The organism is Romboutsia sp. 1001285H_161024_C4, assembly GCF_015550185.1.
GTDB classification, from domain to species: Bacteria; Bacillota; Clostridia; order Peptostreptococcales; family Peptostreptococcaceae; genus Romboutsia_C; species Romboutsia_C hominis.
This window is the reverse complement of record NZ_JADNAJ010000010.1, coordinates 22,590-40,804: the sequence shown is the minus strand read 5'-3', so window position 1 is coordinate 40,804 and position 18,215 is coordinate 22,590. Positions and strand designations below refer to the sequence as shown.

Annotated in this window: 16 protein-coding genes and 1 other annotated feature; all 16 genes read left to right on the top strand. The window is 34.7% G+C overall.

What is annotated here, in order from left to right; all coding sequences use genetic code 11:
* Entirely contained in the window at window positions 1–528 is a 528-nt protein-coding gene (locus tag I1959_RS13275; protein ID WP_195238535.1) for an NYN domain-containing protein, read from the top strand.
* A 62-nt stretch (window positions 529–590) separates the two neighbouring features.
* On the top strand, window positions 591–1,238 hold the full coding sequence (gene sigH / locus I1959_RS13270; RefSeq protein WP_176698624.1) for an RNA polymerase sporulation sigma factor SigH: 648 nt from the start codon (window positions 591–593) through the stop codon (window positions 1,236–1,238).
* Window positions 1,239–1,307: 69 nt separating this feature from the next.
* Window positions 1,308–2,501: an elongation factor Tu gene (gene tuf / locus I1959_RS13265; RefSeq protein ID WP_092921788.1), complete on the top strand. Its 1,194-nt coding sequence runs from the start codon at window positions 1,308–1,310 to the stop codon at window positions 2,499–2,501.
* A 219-nt stretch (window positions 2,502–2,720) separates the two neighbouring features.
* On the top strand, window positions 2,721–2,870 hold the full coding sequence (rpmG, locus tag I1959_RS13260) for a 50S ribosomal protein L33 (RefSeq protein ID WP_092921766.1): 150 nt from the start codon (window positions 2,721–2,723) through the stop codon (window positions 2,868–2,870).
* Between the two features lie 22 nt (window positions 2,871–2,892).
* Window positions 2,893–3,117, top strand: coding sequence for a preprotein translocase subunit SecE (secE, locus tag I1959_RS13255; protein WP_092921768.1), 225 nt, complete (start codon window positions 2,893–2,895; stop codon window positions 3,115–3,117).
* A 15-nt stretch (window positions 3,118–3,132) separates the two neighbouring features.
* Entirely contained in the window at window positions 3,133–3,675 is a 543-nt protein-coding gene (gene nusG / locus I1959_RS13250) for a transcription termination/antitermination protein NusG (RefSeq protein WP_092921769.1), read from the top strand.
* A 36-nt stretch (window positions 3,676–3,711) separates the two neighbouring features.
* Window positions 3,712–4,137 carry a 50S ribosomal protein L11 gene (gene rplK, locus I1959_RS13245; RefSeq protein WP_021121982.1) on the top strand — a complete coding sequence of 142 codons (426 nt, stop codon included), beginning with the start codon at window positions 3,712–3,714 and terminating at the stop codon, window positions 4,135–4,137.
* 76 nt (window positions 4,138–4,213) lie between these two features.
* Window positions 4,214–4,912 carry a 50S ribosomal protein L1 gene (gene rplA / locus I1959_RS13240; RefSeq protein WP_092921771.1) on the top strand — a complete coding sequence of 233 codons (699 nt, stop codon included), beginning with the start codon at window positions 4,214–4,216 and terminating at the stop codon, window positions 4,910–4,912.
* Between the two features lie 52 nt (window positions 4,913–4,964).
* Window positions 4,965–5,095 (top strand) — a sequence feature (ribosomal protein L10 leader region).
* A 46-nt stretch (window positions 5,096–5,141) separates the two neighbouring features.
* Window positions 5,142–5,645 carry a 50S ribosomal protein L10 gene (gene rplJ, locus I1959_RS13235; RefSeq protein ID WP_092921773.1) on the top strand — a complete coding sequence of 168 codons (504 nt, stop codon included), beginning with the start codon at window positions 5,142–5,144 and terminating at the stop codon, window positions 5,643–5,645.
* Window positions 5,646–5,723: 78 nt separating this feature from the next.
* Complete coding sequence (rplL, locus tag I1959_RS13230) at window positions 5,724–6,086, top strand: 50S ribosomal protein L7/L12 (protein WP_092921776.1); 363 nt, start codon at window positions 5,724–5,726, stop codon at window positions 6,084–6,086.
* A gap of 241 nt (window positions 6,087–6,327) precedes the next feature.
* Window positions 6,328–10,032 carry a DNA-directed RNA polymerase subunit beta gene (gene rpoB / locus I1959_RS13225; RefSeq protein WP_195238534.1) on the top strand — a complete coding sequence of 1,235 codons (3,705 nt, stop codon included), beginning with the start codon at window positions 6,328–6,330 and terminating at the stop codon, window positions 10,030–10,032.
* A 43-nt stretch (window positions 10,033–10,075) separates the two neighbouring features.
* A complete protein-coding gene (gene rpoC / locus I1959_RS13220; protein WP_195238533.1) occupies window positions 10,076–13,564 on the top strand; it encodes a DNA-directed RNA polymerase subunit beta' in 3,489 nt (1,162 codons plus the stop codon).
* A 297-nt stretch (window positions 13,565–13,861) separates the two neighbouring features.
* Window positions 13,862–14,284 carry a 30S ribosomal protein S12 gene (rpsL, locus tag I1959_RS13215; protein ID WP_092921782.1) on the top strand — a complete coding sequence of 141 codons (423 nt, stop codon included), beginning with the start codon at window positions 13,862–13,864 and terminating at the stop codon, window positions 14,282–14,284.
* Window positions 14,285–14,409: 125 nt separating this feature from the next.
* Entirely contained in the window at window positions 14,410–14,880 is a 471-nt protein-coding gene (gene rpsG / locus I1959_RS13210) for a 30S ribosomal protein S7 (RefSeq protein ID WP_092921784.1), read from the top strand.
* Window positions 14,881–14,929: 49 nt separating this feature from the next.
* A complete protein-coding gene (gene fusA, locus I1959_RS13205) occupies window positions 14,930–16,996 on the top strand; it encodes an elongation factor G (protein ID WP_092921786.1) in 2,067 nt (688 codons plus the stop codon).
* Window positions 16,997–17,077: 81 nt separating this feature from the next.
* Window positions 17,078–18,215 (top strand): elongation factor Tu (gene tuf / locus I1959_RS13200; protein ID WP_195238532.1); only part of this gene is annotated, 1,138 nt, incomplete at its 3' end.

Sequence of the window (18,215 nt, the reverse complement as noted above, 5' to 3'; positions counted from 1 at the left end):
TTGAGAAGAAATGTAAAAAGTTATCTAATAATAGATGGTTACAATATAATAAACGCATGGGATGAGTTAAAGGACATTGCTCAAACAAGTCTAGAAAGTGCTAGGGAAAAATTAATAGACATAATAATCGAATATGCTGAATTTACAGGAAGAAAAGCTATAATAGTGTTTGATGCATATAATGTAAAGCATAGTAGAGAAACTGTAGAAGACAGGAAATATATAACTGTGGTATACACTAGAGAGCATCAAACTGCAGATAGCTACATAGAAAAATTTATAAATACTCTTTCCAGATACGACGATATAAGAGTTGCTACAAATGATTATGCAGAGCAGCAAATTATTTTAGGAAAAGGAGCAACAAGAATATCTGCCAGAGAGTTAAAGTTAGACTTAGACAAAGCTAAGTCGAATATAAGGGAAAAAAACAGTAGTAACCAAAAAAAGATACAGCGAAATTGGTTAGAAGAAAGATTAGATAAAGAGACATTGTCGAAACTTGAGAACATTCGTAGAATGCATTGAAATTACTAAAATTATTCGCTTATAATATAGCTATGAAAATGTTTTTATTGGGGGAGATTTACATGTTCGTAGCTAATGACGAAAAATATGGGTTAATAGACAATTCGCAACAAGATGAGTACGAAATAGTATTAAAAGCGAGTAATGGGGATACAATAGCATTAGAATATATTATAAAAAAATATAAAAATTTCGTTAAAGCAAAAGCGAAATCATATTTTTTAATAGGGGCAGACAAAGAAGATATAATACAAGAAGGTATGATAGGTTTATACAAAGCAGTTAGAGATTTTGATGCTACTAAAACAAATTCTTTTAGAGGCTTTGCTGAAATATGCATAACTAGACAAATAATAACTGCTATAAAAACAGCAACTAGGCAAAAACATATACCTTTAAATTCCTACATATCATTAAATAAACCGATATATGATGAGGAGTCTGATAGAACTCTTTTAGATATAATAACAACAAGCATAGTTAGTGATCCAGAAGAGCTTATAATAAGTAAAGAGGAGCTAAAACACATTCAACGTAAGATGGATGAGCTTTTAAGTGATCTAGAACAAGAAGTATTAGAACTATACTTAAACGGTAAGTCTTATCAATATATAGCAGACAAGCTTGAAAGAGATGTAAAATCAATAGATAATGCTCTTCAAAGAGTCAAGAGAAAATTAGAAAAACATCTTGAAAACAGGAATAATTAATAGTAAAATACTTATCATAAGCTTAATGTAAGCTATAACTAATAATATAAAAACAGGAGGTATTTCAAAATGGCTAAAGCTAAATTTGAAAGAAATAAACCACATGTTAATATAGGAACTATAGGTCACGTTGACCACGGTAAAACTACATTAACAGCTGCAATAACAAAAACTTTATTCGATAGATATCAATTAGGAGAAGCAGTAGATTTCGCTAACATAGATAAAGCTCCAGAAGAAAGAGAAAGAGGAATCACAATATCAACTGCTCACGTTGAATACGAAACTCCAAACAGACACTACGCACACGTTGACTGTCCAGGACATGCTGACTACGTTAAGAACATGATAACAGGAGCAGCTCAAATGGATGGTGCTATATTAGTTTGTTCAGCAACTGATGGACCAATGCCTCAAACAAGAGAGCATATATTATTATCAAGACAAGTTGGTGTACCATACATAGTAGTATTCTTAAACAAGTGTGATATGGTAGACGACGAAGAATTATTAGAATTAGTTGAAATGGAAGTTAGAGACTTATTAAATGAGTACGAATTCCCAGGAGATGACACTCCAATAGTAAGAGGATCTGCTTTAATGGCATTACAAGATTCTTCTTCAGAGTGGGGAGACAAAATAGTTGAATTATTCGAGCAAATAGACGAATATATACCAGCTCCAGAAAGAGATGTTGATAAAGACTTCTTAATGCCAGTAGAAGACGTATTCTCTATAACAGGTAGAGGAACAGTTGCTACAGGTAGAGTTGAAAGAGGAGTATTAAAGGTTCAAGACGAAGTTGAAATAGTAGGACTTGCTGACGAGCCAAGAAAAGTTGTAGTAACAGGAGTAGAAATGTTCAGAAAGTTATTAGACCAAGCACAAGCTGGAGATAACATAGGAGCATTAATAAGAGGTGTACAAAGAAATGAAATAGAAAGAGGACAAGTTATGGCTAAGCCAGGAACAGTTAAGCCTCACACTAAGTTCAATGCAGAAGTATACGTTCTTAAAAAAGAAGAAGGTGGAAGACATACTCCATTCTTCGATGGATACAGACCACAATTCTACTTCAGAACAACTGACGTAACAGGAACTTGTAAGTTACCAGAAGGTACAGAAATGGTTATGCCTGGAGATAACATACAAATGACTATAGAGTTAATAAACTCAATAGCAATAGAAGAAGGATTAAGATTCGCGATAAGAGAAGGTGGAAGAACAGTAGCATCAGGTGTTGTTGCTTCTATAATAGAGTAATCTTTTCTTAGGTGATTAATCTATAGATAAAAGAGGGGTTTTAACCCCCTCTTTTTTTAAAGAGAGAAACCACAAAAACATTGACACCACTATAATTTTGTGATAACTTATACAAGGTAATGATTCAGGAAGGTAATAATACCTCAATAAATAATTAAGGTGTTATATTATTATATATATATTAATTATTATTGCATAAAAAAGTTGGAGGTGTAGCAGATGAGAGTTAAAGTAACTTTAGCATGTACAGAGTGTAATCAAAGAAACTACAACACTACTAAGAACAAGAAAAACAACCCAGACAGAATAGAATTACAAAAATACTGTAGATTCTGTAAGAAGCACACTACTCACAAAGAAACAAAATAGTTTTTTATAAGGAGTGGATTAAATGGCTGCCCAAGCAAATCAAGGCGCAGGAACTAAGAAAAAGAGAACTGGTTTAGTATCTTATATAAAAGAAACAAAACAAGAACTTAGTAGAGTTTCATGGCCAAGTAGGAAAGAATTACTTAAAAATACAGGGGTAGTTTTAACTGTAGTTATTTCATCTACTATATTAGTGTGGGTTTTAGATAGTGTATTATCTGGTGCACTAGGGCTGATACTAAAATAGAAAAGGAGAATCAAAATGTCGGAATTACAAGAAGCAAGATGGTATGTTGCACATACTTATTCAGGACATGAGAATAAGGTTAAAGCTACGATAGAAAAAGCTGTAAAAACTAGAGGTATGGAAGACTACATAAAGCAAGTAGTTGTACCTACTGAAGATGTAGTTGAAACTACTAAAACAGGGAAAGAAAAAACTAGACAACGTAAGATATTTCCAGGTTATGTTCTAGTAAAAATGATAATCACTGATGAATCTTGGTATGTCGTAAGAAATACTAAGGGAGTTACTGGATTTGTTGGACCAGGGTCTAAGCCAGTACCATTAAGTGAAGATGAAGTACTAGCTATGGGCATAGAATTAACTGAACCTAAAATAGGTAACAGCGATATCGACTTAGAAATAGGAGATGCTGTTGAAGTTTCAAACGGGCCATTCGCTGGACAAGTAGGTACAGTTGAAGCGATAGACGTAGAAACTAAAGAAGTTAAAGTGTGCATAGATGCATTTGGAAAGAAGACTCTATTTGTTGTAGAGTCAGATAGTATAGAGAAATTATAATAGTTACTCAAATATAAAAATAAGGAGGTACGAAAAATGGCTAAAAAAGTTATAGGTCAAATAAAATTACAAATACCTGCAGGAAAGGCTACTCCAGCACCACCAGTTGGTCCAGCATTAGGACAACACGGTGTTAACATAATGGGATTCACAAAAGAATTCAATGCTAAGACTGCAGATCAAGCTGGAATGATAATACCAGTTGTTATAACTGTATACCAAGATAGATCATTCTCATTCATAACAAAAACTCCACCAGCTGCAGTATTATTAAAGAAAGCTGCTGGTTTAGATACTGCATCAGGAGAACCAAACAAGAAGAAGGTTGCTACTTTATCTTCAGCTAAGATAAGAGAAATAGCTGAATTAAAGATGCCTGACTTAAACGCTGCTTCAGTAGAATCTGCTATGAGAATGATAGCTGGTACTGCAAGAAGTATGGGAATCGTTGTAGAAGACTAATTTCAAATAAATTAGACACTTCTTTAAGAAGTGGGAGGTTTAAAAACCGAATATAACCACAAGGAGGAAAATAAAAATGGCTAAAAAAGCAAAGAAATATGTAGAAGCATTAAGCAAAGTAGACAGAGCTAAATTCTACGATGCTACAGAAGCTTTAGCATTAGTTAGTGAAATAGCTACTGCTAAGTTCGATGAGACTGTTGAAGCTCATATAAAATTAGGTGTTGACTCAAGACACGCTGATCAACAAGTTAGAGGTGCTGTAGTATTACCTCACGGAACTGGTAAAACTAAGAAAGTTTTAGTTTTCGCTAAAGGTGAAAAAGCTAAGGAAGCTGAACAAGCTGGAGCTGACTTTGTAGGAGCTGAAGAATTAGTTCAAAAAATACAAGGTGAAAACTGGTTTGATTTCGATATAGTTGTTGCTACTCCAGATATGATGGGTGTAGTTGGTAGATTAGGTAGAGTATTAGGACCTAAAGGTTTAATGCCAAACCCTAAATCAGGAACAGTTACATTTGATGTAGCTAAAGCTATAGATGAAATAAAAGCAGGTAAAGTTGAGTACAGATTAGACAAAACTAACATAATACACGTTCCAGTAGGAAAAGTATCATTTGGTGGAGAAAAGTTAGCTGAAAACTTTGCAACTTTAATGGAAGCAATAGTTAAAGCTAAGCCAGCTGCTGCTAAAGGACAATACTTAAGAAGTATAACAGTTGCATCTACTATGGGACCTGGAGTTAAAATAAACCCAGCTAAAATAGCAGAATAATAAAAACTGTTGACATGGCTAAACAAAAATGTTAATATAACATTTGTTGATATAAAAAAGAATAGATTTGCCGTAGACAGTAGGTGCTTAAGGGCTTAATATCCTACCGAGGTTTTAGATAAATTGAAATTACTAAAGCTTTTGTTGTCTACTTTTAGACACGAAAGCTTTTTTAAATGAGATTGCGGCGAATACTAAACCTAATCAGGTGAAGGAGGTGCACATCTAGATGAGAAAAGCTATAGAACTTAAATCACAAGTTGTGGCTGAAATAGTTGAAAAATTAGAAAAGTCATCTGCTGCTGTTGTTGTTGATTACAAAGGATTAACAGTTGAAGAGGTTACTGAACTAAGAAAGAAAATGAGAGAAGCTGGTGTTGAATACAAAGTATACAAAAACACTTTAGTTAGAAAAGCTGCTAAAGAAGTTGGTATAGAACAATTCAACGATGAATTATTAGTTGGAACTAATGCAATAGCTTTCGGATACGAAGACCCTGTTGCTCCGGCTAGAATATTAAAAGAATTCATGGATTCTCATCCAAAAATGCAATTAAAGATGGGTATAGTAGAAGGAGAATTCTACAACGAGTCTCAAATAGTTGAGTTCGCTAACATACCATCAAGAGAAGTTCTTCTTGCAAAATTACTTGGAAGCTTAAAAGCTCCAATGTCAAACTTCGCATACTTATTAGATGCAATGATAAAGAAACAAGAAGGTCAAGAAGCTTAATAAACATTAACCAAGAAAAAATTGGATTGGTTATATAATTAATTAAAAATTAACGAAAATAATTCGGAGGTGCTAAAAATGACAATAGAACAAATATTAGAAGCTATAGAAAATATGAAAGTTTTAGAATTAAATGAATTAGTTAAAGCTGCTGAAGAAAAATTCGGTGTATCTGCTTCAGCTCCAGTTATGATGGCTGGTGCAGTTGCTGGTGGAGCTGCTGAAGAAAAGACAGAATTCGACGTAGTATTAGCTAACGCTGGTTCTTCAAAAGTTGGAGTTATAAAAGCTGTTAGAGAAATAACTGGATTAGGATTAAAAGAAGCTAAGGAATTAGTTGACAACGCTCCTAAGACATTAAAAGAAGGAGTTTCTAAAGAAGAAGCTGACCAAATGAAAGAAAAATTAGAAGCTGCTGGAGCTTCAGTAGAAGTTAAGTAGTTTTCTTTTAAGAGGTGTCCTGTTTGGGGCACCTTTTTTGTTTTCTAAAAAAATATGTAAAAAATGAGAATTTTAGTTTAATATTTTGCGCATAATAAATAATGCATATTTTGTAGGATAAATTAAATGTAAAGAATAGAATAATATACATATTGAAAAATGCTTGACATTATGATAAAATTATTAGATGCGTTAGAATAAACTATGGTTTTATTTTTTATTATTGAGAGGTGAAAAGTGAATGCCACATCCTGTCACGATAGGTAAAAGAACTAGAATGAGCTTTTCTAAGATAAAAGAAATAGCTGATGTGCCAAATCTTATAGAATTACAAGTTGATTCTTATAAGTGGTTTATCGAAGATGGATTAAAAGAAGTTTTCGAAGACATATCTCCAATAGAAGATTACACAGGTAATCTTATATTAGAATTTGTTGATTACTCTTTAGACGATAAGCCTAAGTATGACATAGAAGAATGTAAAGATAGAGATGCCACATACTGTGCACCTCTAAAAGTTAAGGTTAGACTTATAAATAAGGAAACTGGGGAAATAAAAGAGCAAGAAGTATTTATGGGAGATTTCCCTTTAATGACAGAAAAAGGAACTTTCATAATAAATGGTGCTGAGAGAGTTATAGTAAGTCAGTTAGTTAGATCTCCTGGCGTTTACTATGCTTTAGAGAGAGATAAAACAGGTAAGAAGTTAATATCATCTACTGTAATCCCTAACAGAGGAGCATGGTTAGAATACGAAACAGATTCTAATGATGTAATATCTGTAAGAGTTGACAGAACTAGAAAGCAACCAGTAACAGTATTATTAAGAGCTCTAGGAATAGGTACGGATGCAGAAATAATCGAACTTCTTGGAGAAGATGAGAGATTAGCTGCAACATTAGAAAAAGATAATACTACTTCTGTTGAAGAAGGTTTAATTGAGATATACAAGAAGTTAAGACCGGGTGAACCACCAACAGTAGAAAGTGCATCATCATTATTAAATGCATTATTCTTTGATGCTAAGAGATATGACTTAGCAAAAGTAGGTAGATATAAGTTTAACAAAAAGCTTGCTCTATGCTACAGAATAATGAACAGAGTTTCAGCTGAAGATATAGTTAATCCAGAAACTGGAGAAGTATTTGTAAAAGCTGGAGAAAAAATAAGCTACGAAGTAGCTAAGGATATTCAAAATTCTGGAATAAACGTAGTTAGTTTATTACTAGATGATGAAAAGACTGCTAAGGTTATAGGTAATAACTTTGTAGATATAAAATCACATATAGAATTCAATATAGATGATTTAAATATAAAAGAAAAAGTTCATTACCCAACTTTAAAAGAGATAATGGATGAATATAGTGACGAAGAAGAAATAAAAGAAGCTATAAAATCTAGAATAAAAGAGCTTATACCAAAGCATATATTATTAGATGACATAATAGCATCTATAAACTACCAATTCAACTTATTCCATGAAATAGGTTACATAGATGATATAGATCATTTAGGTAACAGAAGAATAAGATCGGTTGGTGAGTTATTACAAAACCAAGTTAGAATAGGTTTATCTAGAATGGAAAGAGTTATAAAGGAAAGAATGACTGTTCAAGACATGGAAGCCATAACTCCTCAAGCTCTAGTTAACATAAGACCTGTTTCTGCTGCTATAAAAGAATTCTTCGGTAGTTCACAGTTATCTCAGTTCATGGATCAAACTAACCCATTATCTGAGTTAACACACAAGAGAAGATTATCTGCACTAGGACCAGGGGGTCTTTCAAGAGAAAGAGCTGGGTTCGAAGTTCGTGACGTTCATCATTCTCACTACGGAAGAATGTGTCCTATAGAGACACCAGAAGGACCAAACATCGGTCTTATAAACTCATTAGGTACTTATGCTAAGATAAATGAATTTGGTTTCATAGAATCTCCTTATAGAAAAGTAGATAAGGAAAATGGTAGAGTAACTGATGAGATACATTACTTAACAGCTGATGAAGAAGATTTATTCATAAGAGCTCAGGCTAATGAACCATTAGAAGAAGATGGAACATTCATAAACAAGAGATTAGTATGTAGAACTAAAAATGGTGCTGTTGAACTAGTTCCAGTATCAAGAGTTGACTACATGGATATATCTCCAAAGCAAGTTGTTTCTATAGCAACTGCAATGATACCATTCTTAGAAAATGACGATGCCAACCGTGCGCTGATGGGATCGAACATGCAACGTCAAGCAGTACCTCTAGTGAGAAGAGAAGCTCCAATCATAGGTACAGGGGTTGAGTACAGAGCTGCTAAAGACTCTGGAGCAGTTGTTGTTGCTAAGAACTCTGGTATAGCTGAAAGAGTTACAGCTGATGAAATAATAATTAAAAGAGAAGATGGAAACAAAGATAGATATAAATTACTTAAGTTTAAGCGTTCAAACCAAGGTACTTGTATAAATCAAACTCCTATAATAAATAAAGGAGATAAGATAGAAAAAGGTGATGTTATAGCTGACGGACCTTCAACAGATCTTGGAGAAGTAGCATTAGGAAGAAACTGCTTCATAGCGTTCATGACTTGGGAAGGTTATAACTACGAAGATGCCATCTTAATAAATGAAAGATTAGTTAAAGAAGATAGATTATCAACAATTCATATAGAAGAATATGAATGTGAAGCTAGAGATACTAAATTAGGACCTGAAGAAATAACTAGAGATATACCTAATGTTGGAGAAAGTGCTATAAAGAACTTAGACGAAAGAGGTATAATCAGAATAGGTGCTGAAGTAGATTCTGGAGATATATTAGTTGGTAAAGTAACTCCAAAAGGAGAAACTGAGCTTACTGCAGAAGAAAGATTACTTCGTGCTATATTCGGAGAAAAAGCTAGAGAAGTTAGAGATACTTCACTTAAGGTTCCTCATGGAGAATCTGGTATAATAGTTGATGTTAAAGTGTTCACTAGAGAAAATGGTGACGATTTATCTCCAGGTGTTAATGAATTAGTTAGATGTTATATAGCTAAGAAGAGAAAGATAACTGTTGGGGATAAAATGGCTGGACGTCATGGTAATAAAGGGGTTATATCTAGAATCTTACCAGAAGAAGATATGCCATTCATGCCAGACGGAACACCATTAGATATAGTTCTTAACCCACAAGGTATACCATCTCGTATGAACATCGGACAGGTTCTTGAAGTTCATTTAGGTCTTGCTGCTAAGGCTTTAGGATGGCATGTTGCTACATCAGTATTTGATGGTGCAAAAGAGCCAGATATAAGAAAAGCATTAGTTGAAGCTGGATACCCAGAAGATGGAAAAATAACTTTATATGATGGTAGAACAGGTGATACTTTCGATAACCCAATAACAGTTGGATACATGTACATGTTAAAACTACATCACTTAGTTGATGATAAGTTACATGCTAGAAGTACAGGACCATACTCATTAGTAACTCAACAACCACTAGGTGGTAAAGCACAATTCGGTGGACAAAGATTCGGTGAGATGGAGGTTTGGGCTCTAGAAGCATACGGAGCTGCTCATATACTTCAAGAAATACTTACTGTTAAATCTGACGACGTTGTAGGACGTGTTAGAGCATACGAAGCAATCGTAAAAGGTGAAAATATACCTGAACCAGGAATACCAGAATCATTCAAGGTTCTTATAAAAGAACTTCAAAGTTTATGCTTAGATGTAAAGGTATTAACTGATGAAGATCAAGAAATAGAAGTCAGAGAATCACTAGATGTAGAAGAAACTACTGGTGAATTTGAATTAGATATAATAGAAAATGTTAAAGAAATGGAAGATGACCATATAATAGAAGAAATCGAAGAAGAAGATTTCGAGAATGGTGATATGGATAACATTGAATTTGAAGAAGACATAGTTTATGATGAAATAGACTATGATGATACAGAAGACTTTGATGTATAATATTTTTATTAATGTAAATATCAAATAGAAGGGAGAGAACTCCTTGTTTGAATTAAACAATTTTGAGTCGATAAAGATAGCACTAGCTTCTCCAGAGAAAATAAGACAATGGTCTAGAGGAGAAGTAAAAAAGCCTGAAACTATAAACTACCGTACACTAAAACCAGAAAAAGATGGTCTTTTCTGTGAAAGAATATTTGGACCTCAAAAAGACTGGGAATGTCACTGTGGTAAATATAGAAGAGTAAGATACAAAGGTGTAGTTTGTGATAGATGTGGAGTAGAAGTTACTAAAGCTAAAGTAAGAAGAGAAAGAATGGGACATATAGAGCTAGCAGCTCCTATGTCTCATATCTGGTACTTCAAAGGGATACCAAGTAGAATGGGACTTTTACTTGATATGTCTCCTAGATCTTTAGAGAAGATACTATACTTTGCTTCATACGTAGTAGTTGATCCAGGAGAAACTGGATTAAATGCTAAGCAATTATTAACAGAAAAAGAATACAGAACTGCAGTTGATAAGTATGGATACAATACTTTCGCAGTAGGTATGGGTGCTGAAGCTGTAAAACAATTATTACAAAATATTGATTTAGAGCAAGAAAGCAAAGAGTTAAGAGCTGACCTTAAGGACAGCACTGGACAAAAGAGAGTTAGAACTATAAGAAGATTAGAAGTTGTGGAAGCATTCAGAAAGTCAGGAAACAAGCCTGAGTGGATGATATTAGATGCTATTCCAGTAATACCACCAGATTTAAGACCAATGGTACAACTTGATGGTGGAAGATTTGCAACTTCTGACCTAAATGATTTATACAGAAGAGTTATAAATAGAAATAACAGATTAAAGAGATTATTAGAACTTGGAGCTCCTGACATAATCGTTAGAAATGAAAAGAGAATGCTTCAAGAAGCTGTAGATGCTTTAATCGACAATGGTAGAAGAGGTAGACCTGTAACAGGACCTGGTAATAGACCACTTAAGTCTTTATCAGACATGCTAAAAGGTAAGCAAGGACGTTTCCGTCAAAACTTACTTGGTAAGCGTGTTGACTACTCAGGACGTTCAGTTATAGTTGTTGGACCAGAACTTAAATTCTATCAATGTGGTCTTCCAAAGAAAATGGCCCTTGAATTATTCAAGCCATTCGTTATGGATAGATTAGTTAAAGAAGGTTATGCACACAACATAAAGAGTGCAAAAACTATAGTAGAAAAAGTTAAGCCAGAAGTTTGGGATGTTTTAGAAGAAGTTATAAAGAGTCATCCAGTTCTACTTAACCGTGCTCCTACTCTACACAGACTTGGTATACAAGCATTTGAACCTGTATTAGTAGAAGGTAAAGCAATAAAACTACATCCACTAGTATGTACAGCGTACAACGCTGACTTCGACGGTGACCAGATGGCGGTTCACGTTCCTTTATCAGTAGAAGCACAAGCAGAAGCAAGATTCTTAATGCTATCTGTAAACAACATACTTGCACCTAAAGATGGTACACCAATAACTACTCCTTCTCAGGATATGGTTCTAGGTTGTTACTACTTAACAATAGAAGACCAAGGTGGAGAAAAAGGAACAGGTACAATATTTAAAGATTACAATGAAATGTTACTTGCTTATGAGAATAAAGCGGTTGAATTACATTCATTAGTAAAGATGAGAGTTGTACTTGAAGATGGAAGAAGTTCTTTAGTTGAAAGTACAGTAGGTAGATTTATATTCAATGAAAATATACCTCAAGACTTAGGATTTGTTGATAGAGAGAAAGATCCATTTGGATTAGAAGTTGATTTCTTAGTTGACAAAAAATCTCTAGGTAAAATAATAGATAAGTGTTTCAGAAGACATGGAAACACTAGAACAGCTATGATGTTAGACCACATAAAATCTTTAGGATTTAAATTCTCTACTAGAGGTGGTATAACAGTTGCCGTTGCAGATATGAAGATACCTGAAGAGAAGAAGGATCATATAGCAGCTGCAGAAGAAAAAGTTGATAAATATGAAAAAGCATATAGAAGAGGTCTTATATCTGACGAAGAAAGATATGAAAGAGTTATAGAAACTTGGACAGAGACTACTGAAAAAGTTACAGATGCTCTTATGTCAGGTCTAGAAAGGCTTAATAATATATTCATAATGGCTCACTCTGGAGCCAGAGGTTCTAAGAACCAGATAAGACAGTTAGCTGGTATGCGTGGTCTGATGGCCAATGCATCTGGTAAAACAGTTGAAGTTCCAGTTAAATCTAACTTCCGTGAAGGGTTAACAGTAATGGAATACTTCACATCATCACATGGTGCTAGAAAAGGTCTTGCCGATACAGCGCTTCGTACAGCCGATTCAGGTTACTTAACAAGAAGACTTGTTGATGTCAGTCAAGATGTTATAGTAAGAGAAATAGACTGTGGAACTAGTGATGTAACAGAAGTTACTGCAATAAAAGATGGAAACGAAGTAATAGAAGAACTATACGATAGAATTGTTGGAAGATATACTATAGCTCCTATAGTAAATCCTACAACTGGTGAAGTTATAGTTGAAGCTGATGCTATGATACAAGAAGCTGATGCTGATAGAATAGTTGAAGCTGGAATAGAAAAAGTTGAAATAAGAACAGTTCTTAACTGTAAGACAAACCACGGAGTTTGTTCTAAGTGTTATGGTAGAAACCTTGCAACAGGTAAGGAAGTAAACATAGGTGAAGCTGTAGGTATAATAGCTGCTCAATCAATCGGGGAGCCAGGAACACAGCTTACAATGCGTACATTCCATACAGGTGGGGTTGCCGGTGGAGATATAACTCAAGGTCTTCCAAGGGTTGAGGAATTATTCGAAGCCAGAAAACCAAAAGGTTTAGCAGTTATAACAGAAGTTGCTGGTAGAGTTGAAATAGATGAAACTGGTAAGAGAAAAGAAGTAGCTGTAATACCACAAGAAGGAGAAACTCAAGTATATGCAATACCTTACGGATCAAGAATAAGAGTTAAGCAAGGTCAAATGGTTGAAGCAGGAGATCCATTAACTCAAGGTTCTATAAATCCACATGATATAGTAAGAGTACAAGGTATAAGTGGAGTTCAAAACTATATAGTTAAAGAAGTTCAAAGAGTTTATAGAATGCAAGGGGTTGACGTTAACGATAAGCATATAGAAGTTATAGTTAGACAAATGCTATCTAAAGTTAAGGTTGAAGATCCAGGAGATACAGAATTATTACCAGGTGGTTATGAAGATGTATTAACATTCAATAAATGTAATGAAGAAGCTATTGCTAACGGTTTAAGACCAGCAGTTGCTAAGAGAACTTTACTTGGTATAACTAAAGCTTCTCTTGCTACAGAATCATTCTTATCTGCAGCTTCATTCCAAGAAACAACAAGAGTTCTTACTGAAGCAGCTATAAAAGGTAAGGAAGATCACTTAATAGGTCTTAAAGAGAATGTTATAATAGGTAAATTAATACCAGCAGGAACAGGTATGAAGAGATACAAGAACATAGCTGTTGAAAAAATTGAAGAGTAAGCTTGAACTAGCCGATTAATAGCTAGAAAGTAACTTGACAGTAATTATGTCTGGTGATAAAATGTTAAAGTGTGCAATTGAAAGTTATCTAAGAGCTTATGGCTCTTAGAGTTTTCAATTGGACTTTATATAATTAAAGAACTAGCAGCACCAAACTGCAAAGAGCTAAAACCACAGGAATGTGAGTTAATAGACATTTAATTGTGAGTAACGTAAGTTACTATGAATCAATATGCTTTCATATTGATGTAGTTGGCGGTCATTAAGATCGAAAATTTGGAAAAGGAGGTGCAGATGATGCCAACAATTAACCAATTAGTTCGTAAAAGAAGACAAGCAATAGAAAAGAAATCTACTGCTCCAGCATTACAAAAAGGGTACGATTCTTTACACAAGAAATCTACTAACACAAGTTCACCACAAAAAAGAGGAGTTTGTACTTCAGTTAAAACAGTAACTCCTAAGAAACCTAACTCAGCTTTAAGAAAAGTTGCCAGAGTTAGATTAACAAACGGAATAGAAGTTTCTGCTTATATACCAGGTGAAGGACACAACTTACAAGAGCATAGTGTTGTTCTTATAAGAGGAGGAAGAGTAAAAGACCTTCCAGGGGTTAGATACCACATATTAAGAGGTACATTAGATACTGCAGGTGTTGATAAGAGAATGCAAGCAAGATCTAAGTACGGTGCTAAGAGACCTAAAGCTGCAAAGAAATAGTAAAAATTAACAATTGATTATAGTGCGGTGCTTTAAATATATATAGATATTTATGGCATCACGGCATATTATGATGTCGAGTACCTATGATTTAATAATATCAAATAATTAAGGAGGGAAGCAAAATGCCAAGAAAAGGTAATGTTCCAAAGAGAGAAGTATTAGCTGATCCAATGTATGGAAGTAAAGTTGTTACTAAGTTAATAAACAATTTAATGATAGATGGAAAAAAAGGAAAAGCTCAAACAATAGTATATGATGCTTTTGCTTTAGTAGCTGAAAGAACAGGAGAAGAAGCCATAGAAGTATTCAACAGAGCTATGGATAACATAATGCCTGTTTTAGAAGTTAAAGCTAGAAGAGTTGGTGGAGCTAACTACCAAGTTCCAGTTGAAGTTAGACCAGAAAGAAGACAAACTTTAGGTTTAAGATGGTTAGTAAACTACACTAGAGCTCGTGGAGAAAAAGGAATGGTTGAAAAGTTAGCGAAAGAAATAATGGACGCTGCAAACAACACAGGAGCTTCAGTTAAGAAGAAAGAAGATACTCATAAGATGGCAGAGGCTAATAAAGCATTTGCTCACTACAGATTCTAATAGTAGGATATAAAGATACCTTTTAAGGGATATCGTAAGGAGGAGAACCATGGCTAGAAAGTTTCCTTTAGAAAGAACTAGAAATATAGGAATCATGGCTCATATAGATGCAGGAAAAACTACTACTACAGAAAGAATCCTATTCTATACAGGGCAAACACATAAAATAGGAGAAACTCACGAAGGAGCTTCTCAAATGGACTGGATGGAGCAAGAGAAGGAAAGAGGTATAACAATAACTTCTGCCGCTACTACTGCTGCATGGAGAGACCATAGAATAAACATAATAGATACACCAGGACACGTCGACTTCACAGTTGAGGTTGAAAGATCTCTAAGAGTTCTTGACGGTTCAGTTGCTGTATTCTGTGCTAAAGGTGGGGTTGAACCTCAATCTGAGAACGTATGGAGACAAGCTGATAACTACGGTGTACCTAGAATAGCATTCGTAAATAAAATGGACATCATGGGTGCAGACTTCTTTAACGTTGTATCAATGATGAGAGAAAGATTAAATGCAAATGCTGTACCAATGCAATTACCAATAGGTAAAGAAGATTGGTTAGAAGGTGAAGTTGACTTATTAGAAATGAAAGCTCATATCTATAAAGACGACTTAGGAAAAGAAATAGAAATAACTGAAATACCAGAAGATATGAAAGAATTAGCTCAAGAGTGGAGAGAAAAAATGGTTGAAGCAGTAGCTGAAACTGATGAAGATCTAATGATGAAATATCTTGAAGGTGAAGAGCCAACTATAGAAGAGTTAAAAACTGCTATAAGAAAGGCTACTATAGCTTGTGAAATGAACCCAGTATTCTGTGGATCTGCTTACAAGAACAAAGGTGTTCAGTTATTATTAGATGCAGTTGTTGATTATTTACCAGCTCCAACTGATATAGCTGCTATAAAAGGTATATTAGAAAATGGTGAAGAAGCAGAAAGACACTCATCTGATGAAGAACCATTCTCAGCTTTAGCATTCAAAATAATGACTGACCCATTCGTTGGTAAGTTAGCATTCTTCAGAGTTTACTCTGGAATAATGCAAGGTGGATCATACGTACTAAACTCTACTAAAGGTAAGAGAGAAAGAATAGGACGTATACTACAAATGCATGCTAATACAAGAGAAGAAATAACAGAAGTATACGCAGGAGACATAGCTGCAGCAGTAGGATTAAAAGATACTACTACTGGAGATACTTTATGTGATCCAGCTAATCCAATAATACTTGAATCTATGGAATTCCCTGAGCCAGTTATATCTGTTGCTATAGAGCCTAAGTCTAAAGCAGCTCAAGAAAAGATGGGTATAGCTCTTCAAAAATTAGCTGAAGAGGATCCAACTTTCAGAGTTAAGACTGATGAAGAAACAGGACAAACTATAATATCTGGTATGGGTGAATTACACTTAGAGATAATAGTTGATAGATTATTAAGAGAATTCAAAGTTGAAGCTAACGTTGGTGCTCCACAAGTTGCTTACAGAGAAACTATAACTCAACCAGTAGATGTTGAATACAAGTACTCTAAGCAATCAGGAGGTAGAGGACAATACGGACACGTTAAGATCAGAGTTAATCCTCAAGAGCCAGGTGCTGGTTACAAGTTTGAAAACAAAACTGTTGGTGGATCTGTTCCTAAGGAATATGTTGGACCAACTGATGCAGGTATACAAGGTGCAATGCAATCTGGTATAGTTGCTGGATACCCAGTTGTTGACGTTGCTGTTGAATTATACGATGGTTCTTACCATGAAGTCGATTCATCAGAAATGGCATTCAAGATGGCTGGTTCTATGGCTATGAAGGAAGCTATGAAGAAAGGTAATGCAGTATTACTTGAGCCTTACTTCAAAGTTGAAGTTGTTACTCCAGAAGAGTACATGGGAGATGTTATGGGTGGATTAAACTCTAAGAGAGGTTTAATACAAGGTATGGAAGCTAGATCTGGTGCACAAGTTATAAATGCATTCGTTCCACTTTCAGAAATGTTTGGATACTCTACTGAGTTAAGATCATCTACTCAAGGTCGTGCAACATACACAATGATATTCGACCACTACGAGCAAGTTCCAGCTTCAGTTGCTAAGAAAATAGCTGAAGGAAAATAATAATTTTTTTAAAAATAAGTATAATAAGTAAGACGAGGTTACCTCGTCTTACATAAAATATATATAGGGAGGTATTTCAAAATGGCTAAAGCTAAATTTGAAAGAAATAAGCCGCACGTTAATATAGGAACTATAGGACACGTTGACCACGGTAAAACTACATTAACAGCTGCAATAACAAAAACTTTATTCGATAGATATCAATTAGGAGAAGCAGTAGATTTCGCTAACATAGATAAAGCTCCAGAAGAAAGAGAAAGAGGAATCACAATATCAACTGCTCACGTTGAATACGAAACTCCAAACAGACACTACGCACACGTTGACTGTCCAGGACATGCTGACTACGTTAAGAACATGATAACAGGAGCAGCTCAAATGGATGGTGCTATATTAGTTTGTTCAGCAACTGATGGACCAATGCCTCAAACAAGAGAGCATATATTATTATCAAGACAAGTTGGTGTACCATACATAGTAGTATTCTTAAACAAGTGTGATATGGTAGACGACGAAGAATTATTAGAGTTAGTTGAAATGGAAGTTAGAGACTTATTAAATGAGTACGAATTCCCAGGAGATGACACTCCAATAGTAAGAGGATCTGCTTTAATGGCATTACAAGATTCTTCTTCAGAGTGGGGAGACAAAATAGTTGAATTATTCGAGCAAATAGACGAATATATACCAGCTCCAGAAAGAGACGTTGACAAAGACTTCTTAATGCCAGTAGAAGACGTATTCTCTATAACAGGTAGAGGAACAGTTGCTACAGGTAGAGTTGAAAGAGGAGTATTAAAGGTTCAAGACGAAGTTGAAATAGTAGGACTTGCTGACGAGCCAAGAAAAGTTGTAGTAACAGGAGTAGAAATGTTCAGAAAGTTATTAGACCAAGCACAAGCTGGAGATAACATAGGAGCATTAATAAGAGGTGTACAAAGAAATGAAATAGAAAGAGGACAAGTTATGGCTAAGCCAGGAACAGTTAAGCCTCACACTAAGTTCAATGCAGAAGTATACGTTCTTAAAAAAGAAGAAGGTGGAAGACATACTCCATTCTTCGATGGATACAGACCACAATTCTACTTCAGAACAACTGACGTAACAGGAACTTGTAAGTTACCAGAAGGTACAGAAATGGTTATGCCTGGAGATAACATACAAATGACTATAGAGTTAATAAACTCAATAGCAATAGAAGAAGGATTAAGATTCGCTA

Coding starts and splice junctions, on each gene's coding strand:
- sigH (WP_176698624.1), top strand. CDS start 591: ATGTTCGTAGCTAATGACGAAAAATATGGGTTAATAGACAATTCGCAA.
- tuf (WP_092921788.1), top strand. CDS start 1,308: ATGGCTAAAGCTAAATTTGAAAGAAATAAACCACATGTTAATATAGGA.
- rpmG (WP_092921766.1), top strand. CDS start 2,721: ATGAGAGTTAAAGTAACTTTAGCATGTACAGAGTGTAATCAAAGAAAC.
- secE (WP_092921768.1), top strand. CDS start 2,893: ATGGCTGCCCAAGCAAATCAAGGCGCAGGAACTAAGAAAAAGAGAACT.
- nusG (WP_092921769.1), top strand. CDS start 3,133: ATGTCGGAATTACAAGAAGCAAGATGGTATGTTGCACATACTTATTCA.
- rplK (WP_021121982.1), top strand. CDS start 3,712: ATGGCTAAAAAAGTTATAGGTCAAATAAAATTACAAATACCTGCAGGA.
- rplA (WP_092921771.1), top strand. CDS start 4,214: ATGGCTAAAAAAGCAAAGAAATATGTAGAAGCATTAAGCAAAGTAGAC.
- rplJ (WP_092921773.1), top strand. CDS start 5,142: ATGAGAAAAGCTATAGAACTTAAATCACAAGTTGTGGCTGAAATAGTT.
- rplL (WP_092921776.1), top strand. CDS start 5,724: ATGACAATAGAACAAATATTAGAAGCTATAGAAAATATGAAAGTTTTA.
- rpoB (WP_195238534.1), top strand. CDS start 6,328: ATGCCACATCCTGTCACGATAGGTAAAAGAACTAGAATGAGCTTTTCT.
- rpsL (WP_092921782.1), top strand. CDS start 13,862: ATGCCAACAATTAACCAATTAGTTCGTAAAAGAAGACAAGCAATAGAA.
- rpsG (WP_092921784.1), top strand. CDS start 14,410: ATGCCAAGAAAAGGTAATGTTCCAAAGAGAGAAGTATTAGCTGATCCA.
- fusA (WP_092921786.1), top strand. CDS start 14,930: ATGGCTAGAAAGTTTCCTTTAGAAAGAACTAGAAATATAGGAATCATG.